Here is a 25,430-nt window from a genome sequence, read left to right as displayed (position 1 = left end):
GCAATGCTGCACGATCCCGCCCAGCTCGACCTGATGTTCCAGGCGCTCGCCGATCCGGCGCGGCGGCAGATGGTCGACCGGCTGTCGCGTGGCCCGGCCTCGGTCAGCCAGCTGGCCGAACCGCTGGCGATGTCGCTGTCGGCGGTCGTGCAGCATCTCAACGTGCTCGAGGCGAGCGGTCTTGTGCGCACGCAGAAGGTTGGACGCGTGCGTACCTGTCAGATCGAGCCGAAGGCGTTGCGGGCGGCCGAGCACTGGATCAATGAGCGACGTCTGGCCTGGGAGCGTCGGTTGGACCGGCTCGGCGATTTTCTGGCCGAGAGCGAATGAGCTGAACAACAGGGAGAACGAGCATGGCTGCCAAAGCAAGGGCGGAGCTGATCCGTTTCTATTCCGCTGCCTATCAGGCCAATGAGCGCGGTGCCGCCGAGACGATGCTGACGGACGACTTCACGTTTACCAGCCCCTATGACGATGCCATCGACCGCGCGACCTATTTCGCCCGTTGCTGGCCGGACAGTCCCGCCTTCAAGTCGATCACAATCGAGCGGATCAGCGAAGACGTGGATGCCGCCTTTGTCCTCTACCGCTGCGAAACACTTGACGGGAAGACCTTCCGCAACACCGAGCTGCACGCGTTTCGCGGCGACCAGCTGCGCAGCGTCGAGGTCTATTTCGGTGCCTCCTACCGCGATGGCGTTTTCATTCCGCAGAACCAGTCAAGCTGACCAACACGGGAGCAATCCATGACCGAACGTTCCGTCGTCCACTCCACCTTCGTCATCGAACGTCTCTATCCGGTGGCGCCGGCGAAAGTCTTTTTCGCGCTCAGCAACCCTCACGCCAAGCGGCGCTGGTTCACCGATCCCGACAACCCGATGCCTGGCCGCTTCGAGATGGACTTTCGCGTCGGCGGCAAGGAGGTCAATGCCGGTGGGCCAAAGGATGGGCCGATCCACGTCTACACCGCGACCTATCAGGACATCGTGCAGGACCAGCGCATCGTCTACAGCTACGATATGCTGTTCGGCGATATCAGAATCTCGGTGTCGCTGGCCACGATCGAACTTTTTGCCGAGGGCAAGGGCACGCGGCTGGTGCTGACCGAACAGGGTGCTTTCCTCGATGGCCATGACAAATCGGAGACACGCGAGCACGGGACAGGCGTGTTGCTCGATCTGCTCGGCGCCTTTCTGGACGCGAAGAACTGAAAGGCATTGATCAGGCGGCGGCCTGAAATGGTCAGGCTTCCCAGAATTGATCGAGCCAGATGTTGAGTTTCAGGAATCCGGCATTGCTTACCGTATAAACACGCCGCGTGCCTTCAGCCTTGGCATTGACCAGGCCGGCATCGAGCAACACTTTCAGATGCTGCGACACGGCCGGGCGTGAGACGGGCAATCCGGCGGCCAACTCGTTGACGGTCTTCGGACCGCGTCGAAGTTCTTCCAGAAGGTGGCGCCGATTGGGGTCGGCGATCGCCATGAAGGCGTCGGAAAACATCATGCCTCATTTGTGAGGCAAAGTTTTTCGAATCTCAACTGTTTGCTTCTGCTTTTCTTCTTGGATCGAGCCGCAATGCTTCCGGTGTCACCGAACGGTCGGCCGGCTGCGTCTTGAAGGCATCGCGATTTTCGATCGGCACCGGAGCGCGGCGGCTGATGCGCAGCAGCGTGTAGCCGGCGAGGCAGAGATGCGCGAAGGCAGTCGCCAGGAACAGGCCCTCCGGGCGCATCCAGCCCATCAGTGCTGCCGCCAGCAAGGGGCCGATCATGGTGCCGAAGCCGTAAAGCAGCAGCAAGCCGCCCGATACCTTGACGAAGTCCTCCGACCGCGCATGGTCATTGGCATGCGCCACGGCGATCGAATAGAGCGTGTAGGCGAAGGCGCCGTAAGCGGCGGTCAGGACGATGACAAAGATGGCGGAGCGCGGTTCGAACAGGAAGATCAGGAGCGCTACCAACGCCCCGCCGAAAGCGGCGCCGGCGAGCACGTAACGCCGGTCGGTCTTGTCGGACAGGCGCCCGGCCGGCAGCTGCATGGCGGCACCGGCAACGACGACAAGGCTCATCATCAGTGCGATCTCGGGCGTCGAGATACCGATACGGGCGCCGTAGACGGCACCCAGCGTGCCCCAGGCGCCGTTGGCGATACCGACCAACAGGCAAGCGACCGCCGACACCGGCGAGTTGGCGTAGAGCCCCTTGACGTCGAGCTTGACGTCCTGCAGCGGCTTGGGATGCGAGGCCGTCGAGACGGCGGTCGGGATCAGCGACAGGCAGAACAGGATGCCGGTGATCATGAACAGCGACGCCGATTTGACGTCGCCGCCGGCAACGATCATCTGGCCGCCCATGATCGAGGCATAGGTGACCATCATGTAGAGGCCGAAGACGGTGCCGCGATTTTCGTTGGTGGCCTTCTCGTTCAGCCAGCTCTCGATGACCATGAATGCGCCGGCCATAGTGAAGCCGGTGAAGGCGCGCAGCAGGATCCAGACATATTCGTCGATGATCAGGCCGGTGAGCAGCGCCACGATGGCGCCGGAAGCGGCGAAGGCGCCGAAAGCGCGCACATGCCCCGCGCGGCGCACGAGGCGCGGCGCGAAGAAGCAGCCGGTGACAAAGCCGCCGGCCCAGGCCGTACCCATCAGGCCGAGTGATGCGGTGGAGAAACCCTCCAACTGGCCACGCAACGGCAACAGCAGTCCATGCAATCCAGATGCCGCCAGCAGGAAGGCAGTACCGCGAAGCAGGGAAAGGATCGGCCTGTAGGATGCGAGCATTTATTTATCCGGCTGGACTCTAGGATGATGGCAGGGTCTGAAGACAGTCGCATTCCGGCTTTTCAGCGGCGGGCCGTTCCGCCCGTTCCTCTATCCACGGCGAAACAGCGCTTCCGCGGCCGACTTGGTGTTGTCCTTGGCCTTGAGCTCCGCCTCCAGCCGCGTGATCTCGTCGCGCAGGATGCCGATCCGCTCAGACAGTTCGCCAACGGAGAGCAGCGACAGGTCCTGCCCGATCTCGTGCGGGCGCGCCTTCTTCTTGGGTTCGTCGTCGAAGATCGCCATCGTTGCTCCTCCTCCGCCACACCAGTTTGGCCATTTGCCTGATTTGGCAATCAGCATACATAGGGCAAGGGCGCCGATGCAAACAGCCGATCTGAAAACGGCTGGGAAAGACGGGAAATCATGGCGAGTGGACAGAAAATTCCGGCAACTATGACGGCGATCGCGATCTCGGAGCCGGGCGGCCCGCGCGTGCTCAAGCCGGAAACGCGCGACGTGCCGGTGCCCGGACCCGGCGAAATACTGATCAAGGTGCATGCCGCCGGCGTCAATCGGCCCGATGTGCAGCAGCGCAAGGGCGCCTATCCGCCACCGCCCGGAGCATCGGACCTGCCGGGCCTCGAAGTATCGGGCGAAGTGGCCGCCCTTGGCGACGAGATATCGCGGTGGCGCATCGGCGACCGGGTCTGCGCACTGACGCCAGGCGGCGGCTACGCCGAATATGTCAAGGTTCATACCGGCAGCGTGCTGCCGCTGCCGGCCGGTTTCACCCACACGGAAGCGGCGGCGGTGCCGGAGAACTACTTCACCGTCTGGCACAATGTGTTCGAGCGCGGCGGCCTGAAGAAAGGCGAGACGCTGCTTGTCCACGGTGGCTCGTCTGGCATCGGCACCACGGCGATCCAGCTTGCCTCGGCCTTCGGCGCCTATGTCATCACCACCGCCGGCAGCAAAGAGAAATGCGACGCTTGCCTGAAGATCGGCGCCGACCGTGCGATCAACTATCGCGAGGAGGATTTCGTCAAGGCGGTCAAAGAGGCGACGGACGGCAAGGGCGCCAATGTCATCCTCGACATGGTCGGCGGCGACTATGTCCAGCGCAATTACGAGGCGGCAGCCATCGAGGGCCGCATCGTCCAGATCGCGGTGCAGGCCGGTGCCATCGCCAGCGCCGATTTTTCCAAGATCATGGTCAAGCGGCTGACCCATACAGGTTCGACGCTGCGGCCGCGCACGGTCGAGTTCAAGGCAGCGATCGCGGCGGCGCTGGAAGCGCAGGTCTGGCCGCTGCTCGGCACGCGCAAGGTGGCGCCGGTCATGGACATGATTTACCCGCTCACCGATGCCTGGCGCGCGCATGAGCGGATGGAGGAGGGCGAGCATATAGGCAAGATCGTGCTCGACGTCGGCTAAGACGTATCGATATTCCGGTGAGGCCGGCCTGCAAATGGCTGACACCTGCGCTTCCCCGTTCTACTGCGTCGCAGTAGAACTGTGCTCACGTACTTTGAGTACGCTCCGCTCCGGTTCTCGGACCCCACCATTCTCGGCTCGGCCTGACCTGAATGTCGAAACGTCCCGGCGTGGCACCACTGCCTACAAGATGAACAGAAGCTTAATGGTGCAATGCAGCATTTGCATCATTGCTATGCAAAATCGGCCATTCAAGTCCTCATCGATGACGCCTATTTGAGCATTATCGAATCGAACACCCCATTAGGAGGACTACCATGAACCCGATCCGCGCTTTCCGTAACTGGCGCATGTACAACGAGACCGTGCGCGAACTGAACAAGCTCAACGCCCGTCAGCTCAACGATCTCGGCATCAACCGGGGCGACATCGAGCGGATCGCCCGCCAGGCGATCTGATTTCAAGCACGACCCGGCCGCAAGGCCGGGCTCATGTTGAGAAGTAGAGCCGTCGCAGACGTTTCCCGTTTCCGGTTCCGAGCCCGCTGGACCTTGTCCAGCGGGTTTTGTCTTTTGGGATCCAGGGCATTGCCTCGGCAGTACCAGGATCGCGGTTCCCTGCCCGCTTGCGACAAGAAGCGGCTACCCCGCCTCGGGCGGAACCGTTCCGTGGCATTTTGATTATCCATGATTGACCGCTGCCGCCGCCGTGGCATGGTTGACCTTGGGGAAGATCGGTCCGGGCTGAAGCGTTGATTGTTTTGGACTTGGCACCATGCTTTGCCTCGGAAAGGCTCGGTGTCCATGCTCGACGACCTGACGAACAGGATCTATGAGGCGGCCTTCGTGCCGGATCTCTGGCCTGATGTGCTGGAGGACATCGATTCCGTCTCCGGCTCCGTTGGTGGCGCCGTGTTTCTGTTCGGCGACGATCAGCCCGCGCGCGGCAGGGCGATCGAATTCCTGCAGGATTTGCAGGGCGAATTGCTGGCGAGCGATACGCTGCAGTTTTCGGCGGCGGTTTCGCGCATGTGCGCGCTGCAGCCGGCGAGCTTCGTCGACGTCGAGGCTTTCCTGACACCGGAAGAGATCGAGAATGACCCGGTACGCCAACGGCTGCGCGCCATGGGCATCGGTGCGCATGCCTGCACCGCGATACCGATGCCCAGCGGCGAGCTGGCGATTTTCGTCTTTCAGCGACGGCTGGGGGAAGGCGACTACGACCAAAAGAGCCTGGACGTGCTCGACAGTCTCCGGCCAGCCATGGCGCGTGCCGGCCTGATAGCAGGGCGGCTCGGCCTCGAACGTGCCGAGGGGACGGTTGCCGCCATGACGGCAATGGGCCTGCCTGCGGCTGTCCTGTCGCTGAAAGGGCGGGTGATGGTCGCCAACGCGTTGTTCGACGGCCTGTCCTCCCTGTTCCTGCCCACCGCCTTTGGCGGCATGGCTATTGCCGACGCCGAAGCCAATCGGCTGTTCCAGCAGGCCGTCGTCGCCGCCCGCAACGAATTGGAGCCGACAGTCCGCTCCATACCGGTGCAGGGCCTGGGCGGCCGGTCGCCGATGATATTGCACATGCTGCCCCTACATCGTTCGGCGCATGAGATCTTTTCGGGCGCCGACATTCTGGTGGCGGCGACGGCGCTCAGCGCGAGTTCCCTTGTGCCTTCGCCAACCCTGCTTGCCGGACTGTTCGACCTGACGCCAGCCGAGGCGCGCCTGGCCACGGCGCTGTCGCAAGGCCATGTGCTCAAAGCCGCGGCAATCGATTCCAACATCACGGAAAAGACCGCCCGGACCTATCTCGAGCGAATATTCGCCAAGACCGGGACACGCCAGCAAAGCCAGCTCGTGGCCCTGCTCAAAAGCGCCGGGCCATTTGGCTAGGTCGCCGGCGGTCTGGGCATTCGAACGCACTTGCCGGCTGGCTCACGTATCGGGGCCGCCACGCCTTCCCAAAAACGTTGCGAAACAGCAAGGGAACGGTTATACAGGCCGCGAATTTCCCATTTTGGTGGCTCTAAACCACCGCCCGCGCGGGAACGCGGGCGAACGAGAAGGATTTTTTGAAATGGCCAATACGCTGCTGATGCCCAAGGCGACCGCCGTCTGGCTGGTCGACAACACCGCGCTGTCCTTCGAGCAGATCGCGCAGTTCTGTGGGCTGCATCCGCTCGAGGTCAAGGCGATCGCCGACGGCGAATCGGCGCAAGGCATCAAGGGCATGGACCCGATCATGACCGGCCAGCTGACCCGCGACGAGATCGCGCGTGCCGAGAAAGACCCGAACCAGCGCCTGAAGCTTTCCGACCCCAAGGTGCGGGTGCCGGAATCCAAGCGCAAGGGCCCGCGCTACACGCCGCTGTCGAAGCGCCAGGACCGGCCGAATGCCATCCTGTGGCTGGTCCGCAATCATCCTGAATTGAAGGACGCGCAGATTTCGCGTCTCGTCGGCACCACCAAGTCGACGATCGAACAGATCCGTGAACGCAAGCACTGGAATTCGGCCAATCTGCAGCCGATGGATCCGGTGACGCTGGGCCTGGCTTCGCAGATCGACCTCGACATGGAAGTCAACCGCGCCTCGCGCGGCCGCGAGCCGGCGCAGCCGGTCGGCGACACGCTGCTGCCGGCGGCCTTGACCGAGCGGCTGGTGCCGGCCCCCGAGAAGCCGAAGGACGAGGATGCCGAACTCGACGCCAACGCCGTGTTCGCCAAGCTCTCGGCGCTAAAGTCGAAGAATACGGACGCTGACGACGACGAGTGAGGCCTCGCACCCTCAGTGAAAAAAGCCCGCTTCGAGCGGGCTTTTTTGCGGGATCAGGCAGCTTCAGCTGCGTGCCACGCGGTCCGGCGCCATGCCGTAGTCCTCTGAGCGCTCCACCGCGCGGTAGAAGTCGGCAAGCTGCTTACCGCGCTCCGGCTTGAAGATGCGGCCGGCGATGACCACCGAGGCGATGCGGTCTATGCGGAAGGCGCGGAAATCGTCGCGCATCTCGCACCAGGCGACCAGCGTCCACACCTTGCCCCAGAACCACAGCCCGAGCGGCCTGATGTCGCGCGCGGTGCTACGGCCGGCCTCATCCGAATAGTCAACGGTCAGCACTTGGCGCTTCTCAACCGCACGCTCGATCAGGTCGATCGCCTCGCGGGCGGCGTCGCTGACCACCCACATCGGCGTGTGGATTTCGGTGCGGGCAATGCGATCCTTCTCGGCATCGGGTAGCACGGCACCGATCTTGACCAGCGCCTCGTCGGCAGCGCGTGCCATGGCGGCGCCGCCAAAGGCACGCACCATGCGGGCGCCGGCAACCAGCGCCACGATCTCGTCACGCGTGAACATCAGCGGTGGAAGGTCGAAACCCTCCCTCATCATGTAGCCAACACCGGCCTCGCCGTCGATCGGCACCCCGGTTGACTGCAGGTCGGCTATGTCGCGGTAGATCGTTCGCTCGGAAACCTCGAGCCACGTGCCGAGTTTCTGGGCGGTGACCAGACGGCCACCCCGCAGATGCTGCACGATCTGAAAGAGCCTGTCGGCGCGGCGCATCGTTTGCTTCCCCAGTGTTGCTAGAGCGGTTTACCGTTTCACGGAAACGGCGAACCGCTCTATCTCTTTGCTTTGACGCAATTCCGGACGGAAAACCGCCGGACACTTTTCCTGGAATTGCTCTACGCATGCCGTGGCCCCGGTATCGGACCCACTTCCAGATGACATGCATTACGGTTTCAGCCCTTCGTGCTTGCGCTGCGCGGCGACGAACTCCGCGCCGAAGGACAGTTTACGCGTTGTCGGTGTCTTCGCATCCAGCACGCGCCAGAAGGGGGCGATGTCGCTCAGCGTCATGCCGCGCTCAAGGTCCTCATTGGCGGCTTCGGCAACCGTGCGCAGATGATAGCCTATGGTGACAGGGCATGTCACTTCGGCGCCATGCTCAATGGCAAGGGCCGTACGCAGCGCGCGCACATCCATCTCGACGCCTTTCGGAATCGAGCGGATGAAATCGTCAACTTGGCGCGCGGTCGGCACCAGCATCGGCTGGCCTTCGACCACGTCACCCATCGAACGTGGCGTTGGTTTCACGCCGTTGATGCCAGGCGTGTTCAGCCTGTCGTTCCAGCTTTTCATCGATCGTCCTCTCGACCGTCGACGCGCAGTGTCTCGATCGTGCATCATCGCACGCCCCTCCTGACAGCATACTGTCAGGAGGCTTCAGCATACTCCTTCGCAAACAGCGTTCGCATCTGCGCGAGATCGCCGCCTCTTTCGGGATAGAGCGTGTTCAGAAAGGCAAGGGCGAAGGTGCCGGGCGCCGAGCCCGGCGCGGAAACGATCCTGCCGTCGGCCACTGCGTGCGGCACGTCGTGATAGTTGCTGTCGCCGGCATAGCCGGCCTCATGACCGTTGATCCAGTCGTGGCCATTGCTGGTGTGCCTGGCGTTCTCGAACATGCCGGCTCGCGCCAGTGCCAGCGTTCCGGCGCAAATCCCGCCGACCACGCCGCCGCGCGTTGCAACAGCATTGAGCAGTTCAGCGACATCCGGCGGCGCCTTGCCTGCCCAGTGGTCGGAACCGATGACGGCGACGGCATCGAGATCGGCATTCTCTTCAACACCGGCCGAGCGGTCGGGCGTCAGCCGAAAGCCGCTGATTCCAGTCACCGGCTTGCCCTCGGGCGTGAGCGACACGGCGCGGGCGCCGAACCATTCAACCGCCGAGGCCGCCAGCAAACCGTATTCCCAGTCGGCAAAACCTTCGATGAAGAGGAAGCCGATTGTCTTTCTGTTCGGGCATAAGCGCGCTCCATCCCTCGCATGCCGGGCCTGATATTTGGGCGCTGGTCCGGCCACATCCAATATTCGTGTCGAAAAAATAGTCTCAATTGCCGCGGGAGCGACGTTCCGCATACATATCCGGCCAGCCAATATCCTTGCGGATATCCGCGGGTAGTGCGTTCATGAAACGCTGCGTGCGGATTTCGTTGCGCATGGTGCGAACCTTGCCGACATAATGCTGCATGCCGCGCAGAATGGTGTAACCGTTCATAACCAGTCTCCTCTCTCTTGATGGAGACACTATCGCATACCCCTCCTGACAGCAGTCTGTCAGGAGCATGTCAGGCGTTCGGCGATAGTTTGGTTCGATGCGTCTCCTCAGGGGAAGCCTTGTTTCTCGCTGTCGTCGTGCCTCGACACAGCAAGCCGGTGAGCGCTGATTGTTCACCAATGGAAGAACAATGAGCGCGGTGTTGTTCATCACATGGCGACGGACTGTCAGGATAGACGGCCTTCAGCAAGGTGGCCGCAGTTCTGATATGAAGGGAGAAAATTCTTCCCCAAAACAGGGAGACGACCATGAGCCTGCAACTGACAGGAATTCACCATCTGACCGCCATCACAGCCAATGCGCCGGGCAATCTTCATTTCTACACCAAGGTGCTGGGCCTGCGGCTGGTCAAGAAGACGGTCAATCAGGACGATACCTCGGCCTATCACCTCTTCTATGCCGACGGCGAGGCAACGCCGGGCACCGATCTCACCTTCTTCGACTGGCCGGTCGGCCGCGAACTGCGCGGCACAAACAGCATTGCGCGAACCAGTCTCAGGGTCGGCAGTCCGGAAAGCCTTGCCTGGTGGAAGCAGCACCTCAACGGCGAGGGCATCGTGACGAGTGAGATTGCCGACATCGGCGGCTACCAGTCGCTGGACTTCGAAGACCCCGAAGGCCAGCGGCTGCGGCTGGTCAGCGATGGCGGCAAGGGCGGAAGCCATCCCTGGGCGCAGAGCCCGGTGCCGGCCGAGCATCAGATCCGCGGCCTCGGGCCGATCATCATCAGTGTTCCCGACATCACCAACACCGAAGCTGTGCTGACCAGGGTGATGAATATGCGCAAGGTTCGCGACTATGGCTCGCCGGACGGCGAGGGCCAGGTCCATGTCTTCGAAATGGGCGCGGGCGGGCCGGCGGCGGAGCTTCATGTCGCGGTGCAACCAAGGCTGGCGCCTGCGAGGCAAGGCGCCGGCGCGGTTCACCACGTCGCCTTCAGGGCGCCGGACCAAGAGACGTTGCATCAATGGACGGCGCGTCTGGCCGAATTCCGGCTGCCGTCGAGCGGCGAGGTCGAGCGCTATTACTTCCGCTCGCTCTATTTCCGCGAGCCGAACGGCATCCTGTTCGAGATCGCCACGGATGGGCCGGGCTTCACCGCCGACGAGCCGCTAGAGACGCTGGGCGAAAGCCTGGCCTTGCCGCCATTCCTCGAAGCAAAGCGCGCTTCGATCGAAGCCGGCCTCAAGCCGCTGAAGTAGATCGCTTCCCGGTCAGAGGCCGGCGCCGCGTTCCGGATCGTGGCGCCGGCCCTGTCACCGGGCGCGGATGAATGGTGTGCTTTGACAGCCAGCCGCGTTGCTGGTCAAAGGTGGCATGACGAAACTCCTCGCCCTTGTCATTATCGGCTTCATGGTCATCCAGCTGATCAAACCGATCGGCTGGCCGGGGCTGAAGCGACGCGGCGATTTCTGGAAGCTGGCGCTGCTGGCCATGGCGGCGATCTCGCTGGCAGCCGTGCTCGGGCATTTGACATAGGCATTCATAACCACCGGCCCGTCGATGCTCATTCAGCAAGCACCAGGCCGACAAGATGTTCCGCCCAGGCCCGATAGCCGGCTTCAGAGGCGTGGAATCCGTCCGAGGCAAAACCTGCTTCGGGGTTGGTGATCGGCAGGCGCGGGGCCGGCACCGCGCCGCGCTCCAGGCAAAGCCGTTCGCCCATCCGGTTCATTGCGCCGGCGCGGATCTCCAGGATCTTGCCGAGCAGTGGCGGCATGGCCGGCGCGCGGGTGAACTCCAGCACCGGTGACCACACCACGCGCGCTTCCGGCCATTTGGCGCGCAGGCCGTAGAGCAGGCTGCCGAACTCCTTCTTGAAGCGTGGCACGGAGTGGAAATTCTTGGTGTCGTTGGTGCCGATGGCGAGCACGATATGCGTCCATGGATCGGCCGACAGATTGGGCAGGACATGGTCGCGGATCTGGCCCGACGTCGCCGAGTTGAAGCCGGCGGCGCGCCAGCGCACGGCGCGGCCGGTGCGCTGCGAAATCAGCATGGCGAGTTGTGCGGCAAGCCCGTTTTCCGAATTGCCGATGCCGACCGACGCGGCCGAGGAATCGCCCAACACGAGCAACGAGATATCAGGCGCCTTGCCAGCTAGGTCGTGCATGACCGGCCCCTGCGCCGGTAGCATGCGCGAGGTGCGGCGGCGCACGCCGAGCCCCTGCCAGACATAGACGGGGAAGGCGAGCCAGGTGAGAAAGGCGGGAAAGCGCATGGCGATACCGTGTAGATTTGCTTTTTGCGCAATTCCGGACGGAAAACCGTTTCACACTTTTCCTGGAATTGCTCTGAGATCAGCGGCAGGCTTAGCGCATGTCCAGGCCGAGGTGAACGCCTTCAGTCGCAGCAATTCGGCTGCACCGCCTGTTTGTCCTGATATTCGTCATGCAGTCGCACCCAGTCCATCAGGCCATGATAGGGGCCATTTTCGTTGCGACCCTTCGGCGTCATGTCGAGATAGTCGTAAGCGCCGATCTGCGCCTCGCCGCCACGGGCGCGCGATGTGAAGGTGAGCAAGATGTCGCCATTCTCGTCCCTGTAGAAAACACTGGTGCCGGGCAGCTCCTTCGACGTCCGCGGACGCGTCTCGAAATTGTAAGTGGTGTCGCCGGCCGCGATCTGCCTCTCGGTGAAAGAAACCTGCATGTCGAAATTGAAATCCGAGGCATAGGACGACACCCAGTCGAACTTCCAGCCCATGCGCTGCCTGTAGGGCAGAAGTTCCGCCAACGGCGCGCGCGAGATCACGACCAGCGACACGTCGTGATGCCTGAGATGCTGGTTGGCGCCGTCGATGTGGTCGGCAAGGAAGGAACAACCTTCGCAATGATGGCTGCAGCCCGGCCCAAACATGAAGTGGTAGACGATCAGCTGGCTGTTGGCGCCAAACAGGTCGGCCAGCTTCTTCGGTCCTTGCTCGGTCTCGAAAACATAGTCCTTCCTGATCTTAAGCCAGGGCAGTTCACGCCGCTCGGCCGCGATGCGCTGGCGAAGTTGCGTCAATTCCTTCTCGCGGACCAGATGTGCCTTGTGCGCCTGGAACCAGTCTTCGCGCGAAACGACCTTGTTGCGATGCATGAACTTCTCCCTGTCTGCACCCCAAGGACGTTCGGGATGGGCGCAAACCGACATCGCGGCCGCTAACGCCCAGAGAAAATAAGAATTCGGAGGTCTTGCCCAAGGACGAGGTGACAAACAAAAACCCGGGCGCATTGGCCCGGGTTCGAAGGTGACGAAAGAACTGTGTTCAGGCTGCCTGTTCCAGGCTCGCCTTCCATTTTCCAAGCGCCGCCAGATGATTCATGTGAGCGCGATGGGCGAAGGCGGCCTGGCCGGCGGCGACGTTCGAGGCCTTGCCGCTCCATGCCTTTTGCGGGGCAGCCTGCAACGCCCGGCCATAGGAGAAGGTCAGCTTCCACGGATGTGGGCCGATGGCGTTGATGGCGTTGAGGTTGGCGGTCGCTTCCTCGTCCTCCTGGCCGCCGGAGAGAAAGGCGATGCCCGGCACCGCCGCCGGCACTGTCTCGCGGAACAGTTTTATGGTTTTCTCGGCGACTTCCTCAGGGCTGTCCACGGTGCCCGACTTCTTGCCCGACAGCACCATGTTGGGCTTCAAGATCGTGCCTTCGAGGACGACGCCGGCCGCGTGGAGCTCGTCATAGAGTCTTATCAGCGTCGCCTTGGAGACCTCAAAACAAGTGTCGATGTCGTGGGCGCCATCCATCAGCACTTCCGGCTCGACGATCGGCACAATGCCGGCCTCCTGGCAAAGGGCCGCATAGCGGGCGAGCGCATGGGTGTTCGAGTTGATCGAATTGGTTGAAGGCACGCCCTTGCCGGTATCGATGTCGATCACCGCGCGCCATTTGGCAAAGCGGGCGCCAAGCTTGTAGTAGTCAGCAAGGCGCTCGCGCAGGCCGTCGAGGCCTTCGGTGATGGTGTCGCCGGGAAAGCCCGCCAGTGGCTTGGCACCGGCATCGACCTTGATGCCGGGGATGGAGCCGGCCGCCTTGATGATGTCGACCAGCGGTGTGCCGTCGGCAGCCTTCTGGCGGATGGTCTCGTCATAGAGGATGACGCCGGAAATGTACTTGGTCATCGCTTCCTTGGCGCGGAACATCATCTCGCGGTAGTCGCGGCGGCTGTCGGCGGTCGATTCGACGCCGATCACGTCGAAACGCTTCTTGATCGTGCCGGAACTTTCGTCGGCGGCCAGCAGGCCCTTGCCGTTGGCCACGATCGCGGCGGCAATGTCTTCGAGACGTTCGCTCATTCTGCTTCTCCTGAAAGGGGTTCGTTCCGCGCTTAACGGAAGTCTACCGCCAAAGGAATGGCATCGGAAAGCTCGAATCGATTGAAAGTTTCCAGCGCCTCTTTTGGCGCTGTCGCTCCGGTCAGGCCTTCTTCTTCAGCACGTCGACGCCGGGCAGCGGCTTGCCTTCCATCCATTCCAGGAAGGCGCCGCCGGCGGTCGAGACATAGGTGAAATCGTCGGCGACGCCGGCGTGGTTGAGGGCTGCCACCGTGTCACCGCCACCAGCGACCGAGACCAGCTTGCCGGCCTTGGTGCGCGCCGCCGCGTGTCTTGCGGCAGCGACCGTGGCGTGATCGAACGGCTCGATCTCGAAGGCGCCGAGCGGGCCGTTCCAGACCAGCGTCGCGGCGCGGTCGATCCACTCGCCGATCGTCGTTACGGTTCTGTCGCCGACATCGAGGATCATGCCATCGGCCGGCACGTCGGAGATGGCGACGGTTTCGCAGGCAGCACCGGCCTTGAATTCCTTGGCGACGACGCCGTCGACCGGCAGGATGATGGCGCAGCCGGCCTCGGCCGCCTCGATCATGATCTGCTTGGCGGTTGAAGCGAGGTCATGCTCGCACAGCGACTTGCCGACATTGGTGCCGCGCGCGGCGAGAAAAGTGTTGGCCATGCCGCCGCCGATGACCAGCGCGTCGACCTTCTTCACCAGGTTCATCAACAGGTCGATCTTGGTGGAGACCTTGGCGCCACCGACGATGGCAACGACCGGGCGTACGGGGTTGCCCAGGCCCTTCTCCAGTGCTTCGAGCTCAGCCTGCATGGTGCGGCCGGCAAAGGATGGCAGCAGGCGCGCCAGCCCTTCCGTCGAGGAGTGGGCACGGTGCGCGGCCGAAAAGGCATCGTTGACGAAGATGTCGCCATTGGCGGCAAGCCTTTCGGTGAAGGCCGGGTCGTTCTTTTCCTCGGCCTTGTAGAAGCGGGTGTTTTCGAGCAGCAGCACGTCGCCCTTGTTCATGGCGGCGACAGCACTGCCGGCCGTGTCGCCGACGCAATCCGAGGCAAACCCGACCGGGCGGCCGAGCACCTGCGCCGTCGCTTTGGCTATCGGCTCGAGGGAGAATTCAGGCGAGGGGCCATCCTTGGGCCGGCCGAAATGAGCGAGCAGGATGACCTTGGCGCCCTTGCCGGACAGTTCGGCGATGGTCGGCGCGATCCGCTCGATGCGGGTGGCGTCGGTGACCTTGCCGTCGGTGACGGGAACGTTGAGATCGACGCGCACGAGCACGCGCTTGCCGCTGATGTTGCCGATTTCGTCGAGTGTCTTGAAGGCGGCCATACGGGTTCCTTTCGTGGAAAATCGCCGGGACCATACCTCGCATCAATGACGATGCAAGGTTCAGGCTGCGGTGGGAACGAAATTTTGACGCGGCTGCGAAGGAGCGCGCAGGCGATCGGCGTGTCAGCTCTCGGTTGTTGCCTTTTCCACCACCGGCTCCGGGACTGGTTTCTGCTCCGCCTGAGCCGCTTCCACCTGCGTCTCCGTCGGCTTGCGCCAGTTGCGGATAAAGGCGCTCAGGCGATCGCCCATCTCGCCGGCACTCAGGAACACCGGCACCCGCGCCACCGGCGCGGTCGGCTCGAAGGAGAGGCCGAGACCGGTGATCTTTCCCTTGTCGTCGACATCCCTGACGATGAGCTCGATCTGGCCGATCAGCACGCGATCGGCATATTCGGCATGGCCGCCAAGCCGCGCCGTGACCAGAGCGCCAACGGTCTGCTTCTGCTCCGCCTCGGTCAGGCCGGGCGTATAGGCCGCCTCCAGCTCGGCTGCGGAGCGGGCGGGATCGACGGCGAAGGCGCCGAAGAAATCGGCATCCTCGGGGTCGACCACGGCGCGGCTGGCAAACAGCTTGTCGAGCAGGCGCGGATAGCGGTCCGGCACGAAGATGTAGACCTGGTCGCCGGCGGCGAGCCGGCCCATGTCCTGGAAGCGCATCGAGCGGCCGTCGCGCAGCACCAATGAGGGCCGCGCCCAGCGCGGAATGCGTTCGCCGCGCGCCACCGGGCTGCCGGGCGCGACGCGATAGGCAAGAAGCTCGTGATGGGCGGAGCCCGGCAGTTCAAGTTCGACCTTGTCCAGCGGCCCAAGGCGCGCCGGCACGATGAGGCCAAGGCGGCGCGCCAGCGGACCGACGGTCCAGCCCTGGATGACCAGCGACACCAGCACGATGATGAAGGCGGTGTTGAAGATGATCCGTCCATTCTCCAGTCCGCCTAGCAGCGGTGTAATCGCCAGCAGGATCGACACTGCGCCGCGCAGGCCGACCCAGGAGACGAAAGCGACTTCGGGGCGCGGCAGGCGAAACGGGATCAGGCAGAGCCAGACCGCGATCGGGCGGGCGACAAACATCAGGAACAGGCCCAGCGCTATCGCCGGCACCATGATGGCAGGAAATTGCGAGGGCGTCGCAAACAGGCCAAGGATCAGGAACATGATGATCTGTGCCAGCCACGACATGCCGTCCTGGAAGCGCTTCAGGATGGTGACGGCGCGGATGTCCGAATTGCCGGCGATGAGACCGGCGATATAGACGGCCAGGAAGCCCGAGCCGCCAATGGCGCCGGCCGCGGCAAAGACCATCAGCGACAGGGTCAGCACGAAGATCGGCAACAGGCCATGGTCGAGGTTGAGCCGGTCCACGAGGCGCACGATGGCGAGACCGCCCAGCACGCCAACGACTGCGCCAAGGCCCATGTTGAGGAAGAAGCCAAGGATCAGGCTGGTGAGCAGGACATTGGTTTCAGGGTTGGCGTGAGCGGCGATGATCTCGACCAGCGTGATGGTCAGGAAGATGGCGATCGGGTCGTTGGTTCCGGATTCCACCTCGAGCGTGGAACGAACGCGCTCGCGCAGATTGATCTCGCCGGCGCGCAGCAGGAAGAACACCGCCGCGGCATCGGTGGAGGCGACGGCGGCACCGAGCAGGAAGGATTCCAGCCAGCTGAGGTTGAGCAGATAGTGGGCGGCGGCGCCGAAGAGGCCGGTGGTGAGAAGCACGCCTACGGTTGCCAGCGACAGCGCCGGGCCCGCCGCCTGCCGCAGGGCGTTAAGTGGCGTGCCGAACCCGGAATCAAACAGGATGACGGCGAGCGCCAGTGAGCCGGCAAAATAAGCAATGCGGGCATTGTCGAATTCGATGCCGAGGCCGTCGGTTCCGGTAGCGAGGCCGATGCAGAGAAACAGCAGCAGGAGCGGGGCGCCGAAGCGGAAGGCGATCAGGCTCGAAAACGCGGCGGCGACGACAAGAGCTGTGCCAACCAGCGTGACGAGATAGATCGCATGCTCCATCCGTGATTTGCCCCTCGAATTCCTCTGCCTTACCGATTCAAGGGAGAGTGGGGCGAAGGCATGGCCAGTGCAAGGCGGGAGGGTGGTTTTTTGCCCAGGGCCGCTGATTTTCCGCTGTTCCGGCAAATGAAAAACGCCCGGACAAAGCCGGGCGTTTCAAGTCTCGAGAAGGTGAGCCTTCAGATCAGGCGATGGTCTTGCCGAAGGCGACCGCAGTATCGCCCATGCGGTTGGAGAAACCCCATTCATTGTCGTACCAGGACAGCACGGAAACGAAGTTGCCGTCCATCACCTTGGTCTGGTCGAGCGCCAGGATCGACGACCGCGGATCATGGTTGAAATCGATCGAGACGTTCGGGTGATGGGTGACGCCGAGAATGCCCTTGAGCTTGCCATTGGAAGCCGCGATCACCGCTTCGTTGATTTCCTGAACCGTGGTGGCGCGCTTGGCGATGAACTTGAAGTCGACGACCGAGACGTTGGGGGTCGGCACGCGGATCGAGATGCCGTCGAGCTTGCCCTTGAGGTCGGGCAGGACGAGGCCGATCGCCTTGGCGGCACCGGTCGAGGTCGGGATCTGCGACAGGGCGGCAGCGCGAGCGCGGTAGAGATCCTTGTGCATGGTGTCCAGCGTCGGCTGGTCGCCCGTGTAGGAGTGGATCGTCGTCATCATGCCTTTTTCGATGCCGACCGTCTCGTGCAGCACGGCGGCCAGCGGCGCCAGGCAGTTGGTTGTGCAGGACGCATTCGAGATGACGATGTGGTCCTTGGTCAGCTTGTCGTGGTTGATGCCGTAGACGACGGTGAGGTCAGCGCCGTCGGCAGGCGCCGAGACCAGCACGCGCTTGGCGCCAGCGGTCAGGTGGGCCGCGGCCTTGTCGCGAGCGGTGAAGATGCCGGTGCATTCGAGCGCGATATCGACGCCCAGTTCCTTCCACGGCAGCTGGCTCGGATCCTTGATCGCGGTGACCTTGAACGTTTCCTTGCCGACCGTGATCTGGTCGCCGGAAACCGACACTTCATGCGGGAAGCGGCCGTGCACGCTGTCGAAGCGCAGGAGGTGAGCGTTGGTTTCGACCGGGCCGAGATCGTTGACGGCGACGACCTCAATGTCCTTGCGGCCGGATTCATGGATGGCGCGCAGGATGTTGCGGCCGATGCGGCCGAATCCGTTGATGGCAACTCTGACGGTCATTTTTCTCTCCCTGGGAGTTGGAGGGCAGACGATGGGTCCGCAGCTTCATAGCGGCGCAAGCGGAAAGAATCCAGCCGCAGCGACACAGATTTAAATCGATTAGGTTGGGCCAGCCCGGCGAAATCGCTTTGCGCGATTTCGCCGGGCTGGCCAAATCTTTACTTGGCGTGCAGGCGGGCTTCCGCTGCCTTGGCCGCGGCCTCGGCGGTTATGCCGAAATGCGGGTAGAGCTGCTCGATGGTGCCCGAGGCGCCGAAGCCGGTCATGCCGATGAAGATGCCGTCCGAGCCGATGAGGTGATCCCAGCCCTGGCGAATGCCGGCCTCGATCGCCATCTTGATCGGCGCGCTGCCGATCGTCTTCTTGCGATAGTCGTCGCTCTGCTTGTCGAACAGCTCGAAGCAAGGCACCGAGACGACGCGCGTCGGGTGGCCATGCTTTTCCAACAAGTCGCGGGCGCCAAGGGCGATCTCGATCTCGGAACCGGTGGCAAAGATCGTCACGGCTGCCTCGCCGCTGGCCGCGGCCAGCTCATAGGCGCCCTGGCTGCTCAGGTTCTTGGCCGAGTGCTCGGTGCGCACCGTCGGCAGATTCTGGCGGGTCAGCGCCAGGGTCGACGGCGTCTTTTCGGATTCGATGGCGATCTGCCAGCATTCGGCGGTTTCCACCGCGTCGGCCGGACGGAAGACATTGTGGTTGGGGATGGCGCGCAGGGCCGCCAGATGTTCGACCGGCTGGTGGGTCGGGCCGTCTTCGCCCAGACCGATGGAATCATGGGTCATGACGAAGATCGAGCGGATGCCCATCAGCGAGGACAGCCGCATCGACGGGCGGGCATAGTCGGAGAAGCACATGAAGGTGCCGCCATAGGCGATTAGGCCGCCATACAGCGTCAGGCCGTTGATCGCCGCCGCCATGCCATGCTCGCGGATGCCATAGTGGACATAGCGCTGGCCATAATCGTCCGGCGTGATGTTCTTGGTCTGGCTGGTCTTGGTGTTGTTGGAGCCGGTCAGGTCGGCGGAGCCGCCGATGGTTTCCGGCACCGCGCCGTTGATGACTTCCAGCGCCATTTCCGAAGATTTGCGGGTGGCGACCTTCGGCTTGTCGGCCGAGAGCTTCTTCTTGTAGTCGGCGATGACGGCGTCGAAGTTGGACGGCAGCTTGCCGGCGATCCGGCGCTCGAACTCGGCCTTGAGCTTGGGTTCGGCCTTGGCCAGGCGGGCTTCCCAGTCGGTGCGCGGCTTGGCGCCGGCCTTGCCGGCGGTGCGCCATGCGTCGAGGATGTCGGCCGGGATCTCGAAGGGCGGCGAATCCCAGTTGAAGAACTTGCGCGCGCCGGCGATCTCGTCAGCGCCGAGCGGCGAACCGTGCGCCTTGTTGGTGCCGGCCTTGGTCGGGGCGCCGAAGCCGATGGTCGTCTTGCAGGCGATCATCGTCGGCTTGTCGGAATGACGGGCGGCTTCGATGGCATAGGCGATCGCTTCGGGATCGGTGCCGTCGATGTGGCTGGCGTTCCAGCCGGAGGCCTGGAAGCGGGCGACCTGATCGGTGTTGTCGGACAGCGAGACCGGACCGTCGATCGAGATGTTGTTGTTGTCCCAGAAGACGATCAGCCTGTTGAGCTTGAGGTGGCCAGCAAGCGCGATGGCTTCCTGGGAAACACCTTCCATCAGGCAGCCGTCACCGGCCAGCACGTAGGTGTAGTGGTTGACGAGGTCGTTGCCGAAGGCAGCGTTCATGATGCGCTCGCCGAGCGCGAAGCCTACCGAATTGGCCAGACCCTGGCCGAGCGGGCCGGTCGTCGTCTCGATGCCGGTGGCGTGGCCGTATTCGGGATGGCCGGCGGTCTTCGAGCCCAACTGGCGGAAATGCTTGATCTGGTCGATGGTCATGTCTTCGTAGCCGGTCAGATGCAGCAGCGAATAGAGCAGCATCGAGCCATGGCCGGCCGACAGGATGAAGCGGTCGCGATCGGGCCAGTGCGGCGCCTTGGGGTCGTATTTCAGGAAGCGGGTGAACAGCACGGTGGCGATGTCGGCGCAGCCCATCGGCAGGCCAGGATGGCCGGACTGGGCCTTCTCGACCGCGTCCATGGAGAGAAAGCGGATCGCATTGGCCATCCGGTCATGTTGTTCACGCGACGTCATGGTTCCTCCAGAAATGGGGTTTGGGGGCTTGGGAGAGCCTTGAAAAGGGTGCGCGACACATAGCAGGCGCCGGCTTTTAGTCAACAAACCGGTGCGCATTTGCCGGTCTTGTGATGCCGGCGCCAAGCCTACATTAGCGTTAGCGGGGGACAGTCGCGAGAGCTTTGTTGACGTTGCCTTCACCCGGTGCCTAATGTTTCGCGGATAACGCGTTCTGAACGCGAACGATTCGGTGATGGGCAGGGCACAGGACGAAGGCCATGACCGGGGAAACCACGCTCAAGGAAGTGATCGACAGGCTGAGCAAGGCCATCGAAGGGCTGGAAAATGCCGTCGCCGCCAAACTCGAGCATGAGCGCGACTACTCGGAAGCCGAGGCCGAGGTGCAGCGGATGAATTCCGACCGCTCCCGGCTGGCGCAGGAACTCGACAATTCCGAAGCGCGCGCCGAACGGCTGGAAGATGCCAACAAGGAAGTCTCGCGACGGCTGGTGACCGCCATGGAAACCATCCGCGCCGTGTTGGACAGATAGGAGCTGGCCCGATGGCACAGGTCACGGTTTCAATCGACGGCAAGCAGTATCGGATGGCCTGCGACGAGGGCCAGGAAGAGCATCTGATCGACCTGGCCGAGCGCTTCGACCGCTACGTCTCGCATCTGAAGGACTCTTTTGGCGAAATTGGCGACCAGCGCTTGACTGTCATGGCCGGCATCATGGTGATGGACGAACTCTCGGAGTTGCAGAAGCGCGTCAAGGGCATGGAAAGCGAAGTGCTGACCTTGCGCAAGACGCGCGACGAGGCACTGACCAAGGCCGACAAGAATGACGGCGTGCTAACCAACGCCCTCGGCGCTTTGGCGCAACGCATGGAAGATCTGACGGCGACGCTGGCCGTCAACAAGGCCTGACGCGGCGCTTAGCAGCATCCCTCCCGAAAGATGATCAGGCGTCGATGACGCGCTGGCAGAACGAAAATGCTCGTTCTGTCGCCGACAAGAGTTTCCTATTATCTTGCAGTCGCGATTTTTGCGCTAAGATGCGGCGATGCCGGAGCGAGGACGCTTTGACGGCGGCGTGGTTTGCCGCTCTCGCTCCTGACCAGATTAGTTACAGGAGAAATGTGCCATGAGCCTTCGTATCAACGATATCGCGCCGGACTTCACCGCCGAGACCACGCAAGGGACGATCAGCTTCCATGACTGGATCGGCGACGGCTGGGCCCTCTTGTTCAGCCATCCGAAGAATTTCACGCCGGTCTGCACGACCGAACTCGGCACCGTGGCCGGGCTGGAGGGCGAGTTCAAGAAACGCAACGTCAAGATCATCGGCACTTCGGTCGATCCGGTTGCAAGCCACGACAAGTGGCAGGCCGACATCAAGACGGCGACCGGCCATGAGGTGCACTATCCGCTGATCGGCGACAAGGACCTCAAGGTCGCCAAGCTCTATGACATGCTGCCCGCCGGCGCCGGCGAGACTTCCGAAGGCCGCACGCCCGCCGACAACGCCACCGTGCGCTCGGTCTATCTCATCGGGCCGGACAAGAAGATCAAGCTGGTGCTGACCTATCCGATGACCACGGGCCGCAACTTCGATGAGATCCTGCGCGTCATCGATTCCATCCAGTTGACCGCCAAGCACCAGGTGGCGACGCCGGCAAACTGGAAGCAGGGCGAGGACGTTATCATCACCGCCGCCGTCTCCAACGAGGATGCGATCAAGCGTTTTGGCGCTTACGAGACCATCCTGCCGTATCTGCGGAAGACCAAGCAGCCTTCCGCCTAAAACAGGCGCCGGAACGGCTTTTGCCGTTTCCACCCTTGCGGGCCAAGTCATGCTTGACTGACCCGTAGGGGTGGACAACCATGCTCTTATTGGAGCTCGGCGGAGAAAATCGTTCCTGCCGGCTGGGGTTGGGGAGCTCGGTTTGGACGTGGCTTTGGCAAGACCTGAGGTCAAGGGCTTTTACGACAAGCCGACGGGGGCCATCCAATATGTCGTCACCGATCCTGCGACCAGGCGGTGCGCCATTATCGATCCGATCCTCGACTTCGATGAGAAATCCGGCGCAACGGGTACGAAGAACGCGGATGCCCTGCTCGATTTCGTTGGAGAAAACGGGCTGGAGATCGAGTGGATCCTCGACACCCACCCGCATGCCGACCATTTCTCGGCTGCACACTATCTGAAACAGAAGACCGGGGCGCCGATGGCGATCGGCGACAGGGTTGTCGACGTCCAGAAGCTGTGGAAGGTGATCTACAACTGGCCGGATTTTCCCGCCGACGGCTCGCAGTGGGACAGGCTGTTCCGGGAAGGCGAGACGTTTGCGATCGGCAGCCTCCCAGTCAAGGTGCTGTTCTCACCCGGTCACACGCTGGCCTCGATCACCTATGTGGTCGGCGACGCCGCCTTCGTGCATGACACGCTGTTCATGCCCGACAGCGGCACGGCAAGGGCCGATTTTCCCGGCGGCAGCGCCGCGCGGCTGTGGCGCTCGATCCAGGACATACTGGCCTTGCCGGACGAGACGCGCGTTTTCGTCGGCCACGACTATCAGGCCGGTGGCCGCGAACCCTTGTGGGAAAGCACGGTGGCGGCGCAGAGGGCCAGCAATATCCATCTCGTTGCCGCCCACAGCGAGGCTGAGTTCGTGGCGCTACGCGAAGCGCGCGACAAGACATTGCCGATGCCGCGGCTGATCCTGCATGCGCTGCAGGTCAATATGAATGGCGGTCGGCTGCCGGAGCGGGAAGCGAACGGCCGGCGGTATCTGAAGTTTCCACTGGATGGGCTGTGAGGAGTATTTTTGTGGCGGGCGCCGCCGGCGAAACTGCCGATCTCCCCACCTGCGGGGGAGATTGCCTGTCGCCCTCGCTTTCGCTCACTCACCAGCCGAATACAAAGGCGGCGCCAGTTTCCTGGCGCCGCCTTTTGTTCATTGCCAAAGCTGGCTTAAGCCGCCGGCTGTGCCTCGATGGTGCGCAGCGCCTGGGTCTGGCGCTTGGCGGCGGCCTTGACGGCATCCTGCACCTTTTCAAAGGCGCGCACCTCGATCTGGCGCACGCGCTCGCGGCTGATATCGAACTCGGAAGACAGCTCTTCCAGCGTCAGCGGTTCCTCGGCGAGGCGACGGGCCTCGAAGATGCGCCGCTCGCGCTCGTTGAGCACGGCAAGAGCGCCGGACAGCATGCCGCGCCGGTTTTCCAGCTCGTCCTGCTCGATCAGCATGTCTTCCTGGCTTTCGTGGTCGTCGACCAACCAGTCCTGCCATTCGCCGGACTCGCCTTCGCTCGCGCGGATCGGGGCGTTGAGCGATGCATCGCCCGACAGGCGGCGGTTCATCGAAACCACTTCGGCTTCGGAAACGTTCAGCCGCGTGGCGATCTCGGCGATCTGGTCGGGCTTGAGGTCGCCGTCATCCAGCGCCTGGATCTTGCCCTTCACCTTGCGCAGGTTGAAGAACAGACGCTTCTGGTTGGCGGTCGTGCCCATCTTGACCAGGCTCCACGAGCGCAGGATGTACTCCTGAATCGATGCCTTGATCCACCACATGGCGTATGTCGCGAGGCGGAAGCCGCGCTCGGGTTCGAATTTCTTGACGGCCTGCATCAGGCCGACATTGCCTTCCGAGATCACTTCGCCGATCGGCAAGCCATAGCCGCGATAGCCCATGGCGATCTTGGCGACGAGCCGCAAATGGCTGGTGACGAGCTTGTGGGCAGCAGAAGTGTCTTCATGCTCGGCATAACGCTTGGCGAGCATGTACTCTTCCTGCGGCTGAAGCATGGGAAAGCGGCGGATTTCTTCCAGATAGCGGCTGAGGCCGCCTTCGCCGGAAACGATACTGGGTAATGACTGGGCCATGATAGCGCCCCCTCTATATTGGAGTGATGCCCCCGAAACGCGGCGGGCATGTGACGCGAGCACCAAAAGGCTCGCTCGCGACATCAGATCTTGTACAGGAACAAAACCAGAAAAGACAGGCATTTGTTCAACACGAAACAGTGTGTCACGCTGAAGTGAACAATGCCACTCAGGTTTTTTGATGGCTGGTTTCTGGCTTGACGGTGACAGGTTCAGAGTTTGCGAAAGCCGCCGACGAGTTCCTCCATGTCCCCCGGTATCGGCGCCTCGAACCTCATCGTTAGATGGGTAGTGGGGTGGCGAAATGCAAGGAGCCAGGCATGCAAGGCTTGCCGGGAAAATGCCTTGACCTGGCTTTTCAGTGGTTCGGGCAGCCGGTTGGACTTGGTGCGGAAGGCCTGGCCGTAGTCGGGGTCACCGATGACGGGATGGCCGATATGGGCCATGTGGACGCGGATCTGGTGCGTGCGGCCGGTTTCCAGCCGGCATTCGACCAGGCTGGCGGTGGCGAAGTCCTTCTGGCCTTCGCCGAAGCGCTCCTGCACGGCAAAGTGGGTAACAGCATGGCGGGCGTCGTCGCGCCCTTCCGGCACGACGGCACGACGCACCCGGTCGGCGGCGCGGCCAAGCGGCGCATCGACCGTACCGGTCGGCCTCTGCGGTATCCCCCAGACCAAGGCGAGATAGGCGCGCTCGAGATCGCCGGTCCGGCCGTGATCTGCGAAGGCCTCCGATAGCGTCTTGTGGGCGCGGTCGGTCTTGGCCACCACCATGACGCCGCTGGTCTCCTTGTCCAGGCGGTGCACGATGCCCGGCCGACGCACGCCGCCAATGCCGGAAAGGCTGTCGCCGCAATGATGGATCAGCGCGTTGACCAGCGTGCCGGTCCAGTTGCCGGCACCGGGGTGCACGACCAGCCCGGCCGGTTTGTTGATGACGATCAGTTCGTCGTCCTCATAGAGCACATCGAGCGCGATGTTCTCGCCCTGTGGCGAGGCCGGCTCCGGTTCGGGCATGACGACCGACACGCGCTCGCCTGGGATCATCTTGCGCTTGGTCTCGTCGACCGGCTTGCCGTCGATCGTGACAGCGCCTTGCCGGATCAGCATCTGCACGCGGCTGCGCGACATGTCGGGGCCCAGGCTCGCCGCCAGCCACTGGTCGAGGCGCTGGCCGGCCGCGTCCACGCCCGCCACCAGCACGGTCGGCTCGGCCTCTGTGAACCGGTCCTCAATCAATCGGTCCTCTATCAATTCGGGGGCCTCTTCGTTATGAGCGCTCATCGAAAACCGT

The 25,430-nt window shown here is 63.0% G+C and carries 29 protein-coding genes; 13 read left to right on the top strand and 16 right to left on the bottom strand.

The features are described from left to right. Positions 1 to 3 precede the first annotated feature (3 nt). Genes A3A9_RS0112740 through A3A9_RS0112730 form a run of 3 tightly spaced genes read left to right on the top strand, consistent with a single transcriptional unit; the run spans position 4 to position 1,211 of the window. A complete protein-coding gene (locus A3A9_RS0112740; RefSeq protein WP_027059126.1) occupies positions 4 to 330 on the top strand; it encodes an ArsR/SmtB family transcription factor in 327 nt (108 codons plus the stop codon). Between the two features lie 23 nt (positions 331 to 353). Next, positions 354 to 728, top strand: coding sequence for a nuclear transport factor 2 family protein (locus tag A3A9_RS0112735; RefSeq protein ID WP_027059125.1), 375 nt, complete (start codon positions 354 to 356; stop codon positions 726 to 728). An 18-nt stretch (positions 729 to 746) separates the two neighbouring features. After that, the gene (locus tag A3A9_RS0112730; RefSeq protein WP_027059124.1) at positions 747 to 1,211 is read left to right on the top strand and encodes an SRPBCC family protein; all 465 of its coding nucleotides are present in this window, start codon (positions 747 to 749) and stop codon (positions 1,209 to 1,211) included. 31 nt (positions 1,212 to 1,242) lie between these two features. Here A3A9_RS0112730 and A3A9_RS0112725 read toward each other — a convergent pair whose 3' ends face one another. The 3 genes from A3A9_RS0112725 to A3A9_RS0112715 all read right to left on the bottom strand — a co-directional run bounded on the left by A3A9_RS0112725 (position 1,243) and on the right by A3A9_RS0112715 (position 3,070). Continuing rightward, positions 1,243 to 1,506, bottom strand: a complete 264-nt coding sequence (locus A3A9_RS0112725; RefSeq protein ID WP_027031521.1) for an ArsR/SmtB family transcription factor — start codon at positions 1,504 to 1,506, stop codon at positions 1,243 to 1,245. Between the two features lie 31 nt (positions 1,507 to 1,537). Next, complete coding sequence (locus A3A9_RS0112720; protein ID WP_027031520.1) at positions 1,538 to 2,785, bottom strand: MFS transporter; 1,248 nt, start codon at positions 2,783 to 2,785, stop codon at positions 1,538 to 1,540. 90 nt (positions 2,786 to 2,875) lie between these two features. Further along, on the bottom strand, positions 2,876 to 3,070 hold the full coding sequence (locus tag A3A9_RS0112715) for a DUF1192 domain-containing protein (RefSeq protein WP_027059123.1): 195 nt from the start codon (positions 3,068 to 3,070) through the stop codon (positions 2,876 to 2,878). A 120-nt stretch (positions 3,071 to 3,190) separates the two neighbouring features. Between A3A9_RS0112715 and A3A9_RS0112710 the strand changes: the two genes are divergently transcribed. The 4 genes from A3A9_RS0112710 (at position 3,191) to A3A9_RS0112695 (ending at position 6,967) form a co-directional block, all read left to right on the top strand. Then, positions 3,191 to 4,201, top strand: coding sequence for an NAD(P)H-quinone oxidoreductase (locus A3A9_RS0112710; RefSeq protein ID WP_027059122.1), 1,011 nt, complete (start codon positions 3,191 to 3,193; stop codon positions 4,199 to 4,201). A 317-nt stretch (positions 4,202 to 4,518) separates the two neighbouring features. After that, positions 4,519 to 4,659 carry a DUF1127 domain-containing protein gene (locus A3A9_RS42520; protein ID WP_081850349.1) on the top strand — a complete coding sequence of 47 codons (141 nt, stop codon included), beginning with the start codon at positions 4,519 to 4,521 and terminating at the stop codon, positions 4,657 to 4,659. Positions 4,660 to 5,004: 345 nt separating this feature from the next. Continuing rightward, positions 5,005 to 6,087 (top strand): helix-turn-helix transcriptional regulator, encoded by a 1,083-nt coding sequence (locus tag A3A9_RS0112700; RefSeq protein WP_027059121.1) that lies wholly within the window; start codon positions 5,005 to 5,007, stop codon positions 6,085 to 6,087. A 184-nt stretch (positions 6,088 to 6,271) separates the two neighbouring features. Further along, the gene (locus tag A3A9_RS0112695) at positions 6,272 to 6,967 is read left to right on the top strand and encodes a DUF1013 domain-containing protein (RefSeq protein ID WP_027031516.1); all 696 of its coding nucleotides are present in this window, start codon (positions 6,272 to 6,274) and stop codon (positions 6,965 to 6,967) included. Between the two features lie 63 nt (positions 6,968 to 7,030). Here A3A9_RS0112695 and A3A9_RS0112690 read toward each other — a convergent pair whose 3' ends face one another. The 4 genes from A3A9_RS0112690 to A3A9_RS45185 form a co-directional block, all read right to left on the bottom strand. Next, positions 7,031 to 7,750 (bottom strand): helix-turn-helix transcriptional regulator, encoded by a 720-nt coding sequence (locus tag A3A9_RS0112690; RefSeq protein ID WP_027031515.1) that lies wholly within the window; start codon positions 7,748 to 7,750, stop codon positions 7,031 to 7,033. A gap of 171 nt (positions 7,751 to 7,921) precedes the next feature. Further along, positions 7,922 to 8,329: a hypothetical protein gene (locus tag A3A9_RS0112685; RefSeq protein WP_027059120.1), complete on the bottom strand. Its 408-nt coding sequence runs from the start codon at positions 8,327 to 8,329 to the stop codon at positions 7,922 to 7,924. A 74-nt stretch (positions 8,330 to 8,403) separates the two neighbouring features. Further along, positions 8,404 to 8,976, bottom strand: coding sequence for a DJ-1/PfpI family protein (locus tag A3A9_RS0112680; protein ID WP_027059119.1), 573 nt, complete (start codon positions 8,974 to 8,976; stop codon positions 8,404 to 8,406). Between the two features lie 103 nt (positions 8,977 to 9,079). Continuing rightward, a complete protein-coding gene (locus A3A9_RS45185; RefSeq protein WP_080680850.1) occupies positions 9,080 to 9,247 on the bottom strand; it encodes a hypothetical protein in 168 nt (55 codons plus the stop codon). Between the two features lie 308 nt (positions 9,248 to 9,555). On the opposite strand from A3A9_RS45185, the gene A3A9_RS0112670 reads away from it, so the two are divergent. Together A3A9_RS0112670 and A3A9_RS45180 are read left to right on the top strand one after the other, a co-directional pair. After that, complete coding sequence (locus tag A3A9_RS0112670; RefSeq protein WP_027059118.1) at positions 9,556 to 10,509, top strand: ring-cleaving dioxygenase; 954 nt, start codon at positions 9,556 to 9,558, stop codon at positions 10,507 to 10,509. A 115-nt stretch (positions 10,510 to 10,624) separates the two neighbouring features. Beyond that, a complete protein-coding gene (locus tag A3A9_RS45180; RefSeq protein WP_080643995.1) occupies positions 10,625 to 10,786 on the top strand; it encodes a hypothetical protein in 162 nt (53 codons plus the stop codon). A 28-nt stretch (positions 10,787 to 10,814) separates the two neighbouring features. Here the strand turns inward: A3A9_RS45180 and A3A9_RS0112660 are convergent, their stop codons facing one another. The 7 genes from A3A9_RS0112660 to tkt all read right to left on the bottom strand — a co-directional run bounded on the left by A3A9_RS0112660 (position 10,815) and on the right by tkt (position 20,268). After that, the gene (locus A3A9_RS0112660; protein WP_027059117.1) at positions 10,815 to 11,528 is read right to left on the bottom strand and encodes an SGNH/GDSL hydrolase family protein; all 714 of its coding nucleotides are present in this window, start codon (positions 11,526 to 11,528) and stop codon (positions 10,815 to 10,817) included. A gap of 122 nt (positions 11,529 to 11,650) precedes the next feature. Further along, positions 11,651 to 12,391: a DUF899 domain-containing protein gene (locus A3A9_RS0112655; protein ID WP_027059116.1), complete on the bottom strand. Its 741-nt coding sequence runs from the start codon at positions 12,389 to 12,391 to the stop codon at positions 11,651 to 11,653. A gap of 169 nt (positions 12,392 to 12,560) precedes the next feature. After that, positions 12,561 to 13,586 (bottom strand): class I fructose-bisphosphate aldolase, encoded by a 1,026-nt coding sequence (locus tag A3A9_RS0112650; protein WP_027059115.1) that lies wholly within the window; start codon positions 13,584 to 13,586, stop codon positions 12,561 to 12,563. Between the two features lie 121 nt (positions 13,587 to 13,707). Then, positions 13,708 to 14,910, bottom strand: coding sequence for a phosphoglycerate kinase (locus tag A3A9_RS0112645; RefSeq protein ID WP_027059114.1), 1,203 nt, complete (start codon positions 14,908 to 14,910; stop codon positions 13,708 to 13,710). Positions 14,911 to 15,033: 123 nt separating this feature from the next. Then, a complete protein-coding gene (locus A3A9_RS0112640) occupies positions 15,034 to 16,923 on the bottom strand; it encodes a potassium/proton antiporter (protein ID WP_027059113.1) in 1,890 nt (629 codons plus the stop codon). Between the two features lie 184 nt (positions 16,924 to 17,107). Beyond that, on the bottom strand, positions 17,108 to 18,118 hold the full coding sequence (gap, locus tag A3A9_RS0112635) for a type I glyceraldehyde-3-phosphate dehydrogenase (protein ID WP_027059112.1): 1,011 nt from the start codon (positions 18,116 to 18,118) through the stop codon (positions 17,108 to 17,110). Between the two features lie 158 nt (positions 18,119 to 18,276). Then, positions 18,277 to 20,268: a transketolase gene (gene tkt / locus A3A9_RS0112630; protein WP_027059111.1), complete on the bottom strand. Its 1,992-nt coding sequence runs from the start codon at positions 20,266 to 20,268 to the stop codon at positions 18,277 to 18,279. 260 nt (positions 20,269 to 20,528) lie between these two features. Between tkt and A3A9_RS0112625 the strand changes: the two genes are divergently transcribed. The 4 genes from A3A9_RS0112625 to A3A9_RS0112610 all read left to right on the top strand — a co-directional run bounded on the left by A3A9_RS0112625 (position 20,529) and on the right by A3A9_RS0112610 (position 23,070). Next, a complete protein-coding gene (locus A3A9_RS0112625; protein ID WP_027059110.1) occupies positions 20,529 to 20,801 on the top strand; it encodes a DUF4164 domain-containing protein in 273 nt (90 codons plus the stop codon). Positions 20,802 to 20,812: 11 nt separating this feature from the next. Further along, the gene (locus tag A3A9_RS0112620; protein WP_027031503.1) at positions 20,813 to 21,178 is read left to right on the top strand and encodes a cell division protein ZapA; all 366 of its coding nucleotides are present in this window, start codon (positions 20,813 to 20,815) and stop codon (positions 21,176 to 21,178) included. A 217-nt stretch (positions 21,179 to 21,395) separates the two neighbouring features. Continuing rightward, positions 21,396 to 22,055: a peroxiredoxin gene (locus A3A9_RS0112615; protein ID WP_027059109.1), complete on the top strand. Its 660-nt coding sequence runs from the start codon at positions 21,396 to 21,398 to the stop codon at positions 22,053 to 22,055. A gap of 154 nt (positions 22,056 to 22,209) precedes the next feature. Next, positions 22,210 to 23,070: an MBL fold metallo-hydrolase gene (locus tag A3A9_RS0112610; RefSeq protein ID WP_430515880.1), complete on the top strand. Its 861-nt coding sequence runs from the start codon at positions 22,210 to 22,212 to the stop codon at positions 23,068 to 23,070. Between the two features lie 155 nt (positions 23,071 to 23,225). Here A3A9_RS0112610 and rpoH read toward each other — a convergent pair whose 3' ends face one another. Both rpoH and A3A9_RS0112600 read right to left on the bottom strand, forming a co-directional pair. After that, positions 23,226 to 24,137 carry an RNA polymerase sigma factor RpoH gene (gene rpoH / locus A3A9_RS0112605; RefSeq protein WP_027031500.1) on the bottom strand — a complete coding sequence of 304 codons (912 nt, stop codon included), beginning with the start codon at positions 24,135 to 24,137 and terminating at the stop codon, positions 23,226 to 23,228. 212 nt (positions 24,138 to 24,349) lie between these two features. Continuing rightward, positions 24,350 to 25,420 carry an RluA family pseudouridine synthase gene (locus tag A3A9_RS0112600; protein ID WP_027059107.1) on the bottom strand — a complete coding sequence of 357 codons (1,071 nt, stop codon included), beginning with the start codon at positions 25,418 to 25,420 and terminating at the stop codon, positions 24,350 to 24,352. Positions 25,421 to 25,430 lie beyond the last annotated feature (10 nt).

The sequence above is a fragment of the Mesorhizobium loti CJ3sym genome (assembly GCF_000472785.1).
GTDB lineage: Bacteria > Pseudomonadota > Alphaproteobacteria > Rhizobiales > Rhizobiaceae > Mesorhizobium > Mesorhizobium loti_E.
Note: the sequence above shows the minus strand (reverse complement) of the source record. Positions and strands in the feature narration are given on the sequence as shown.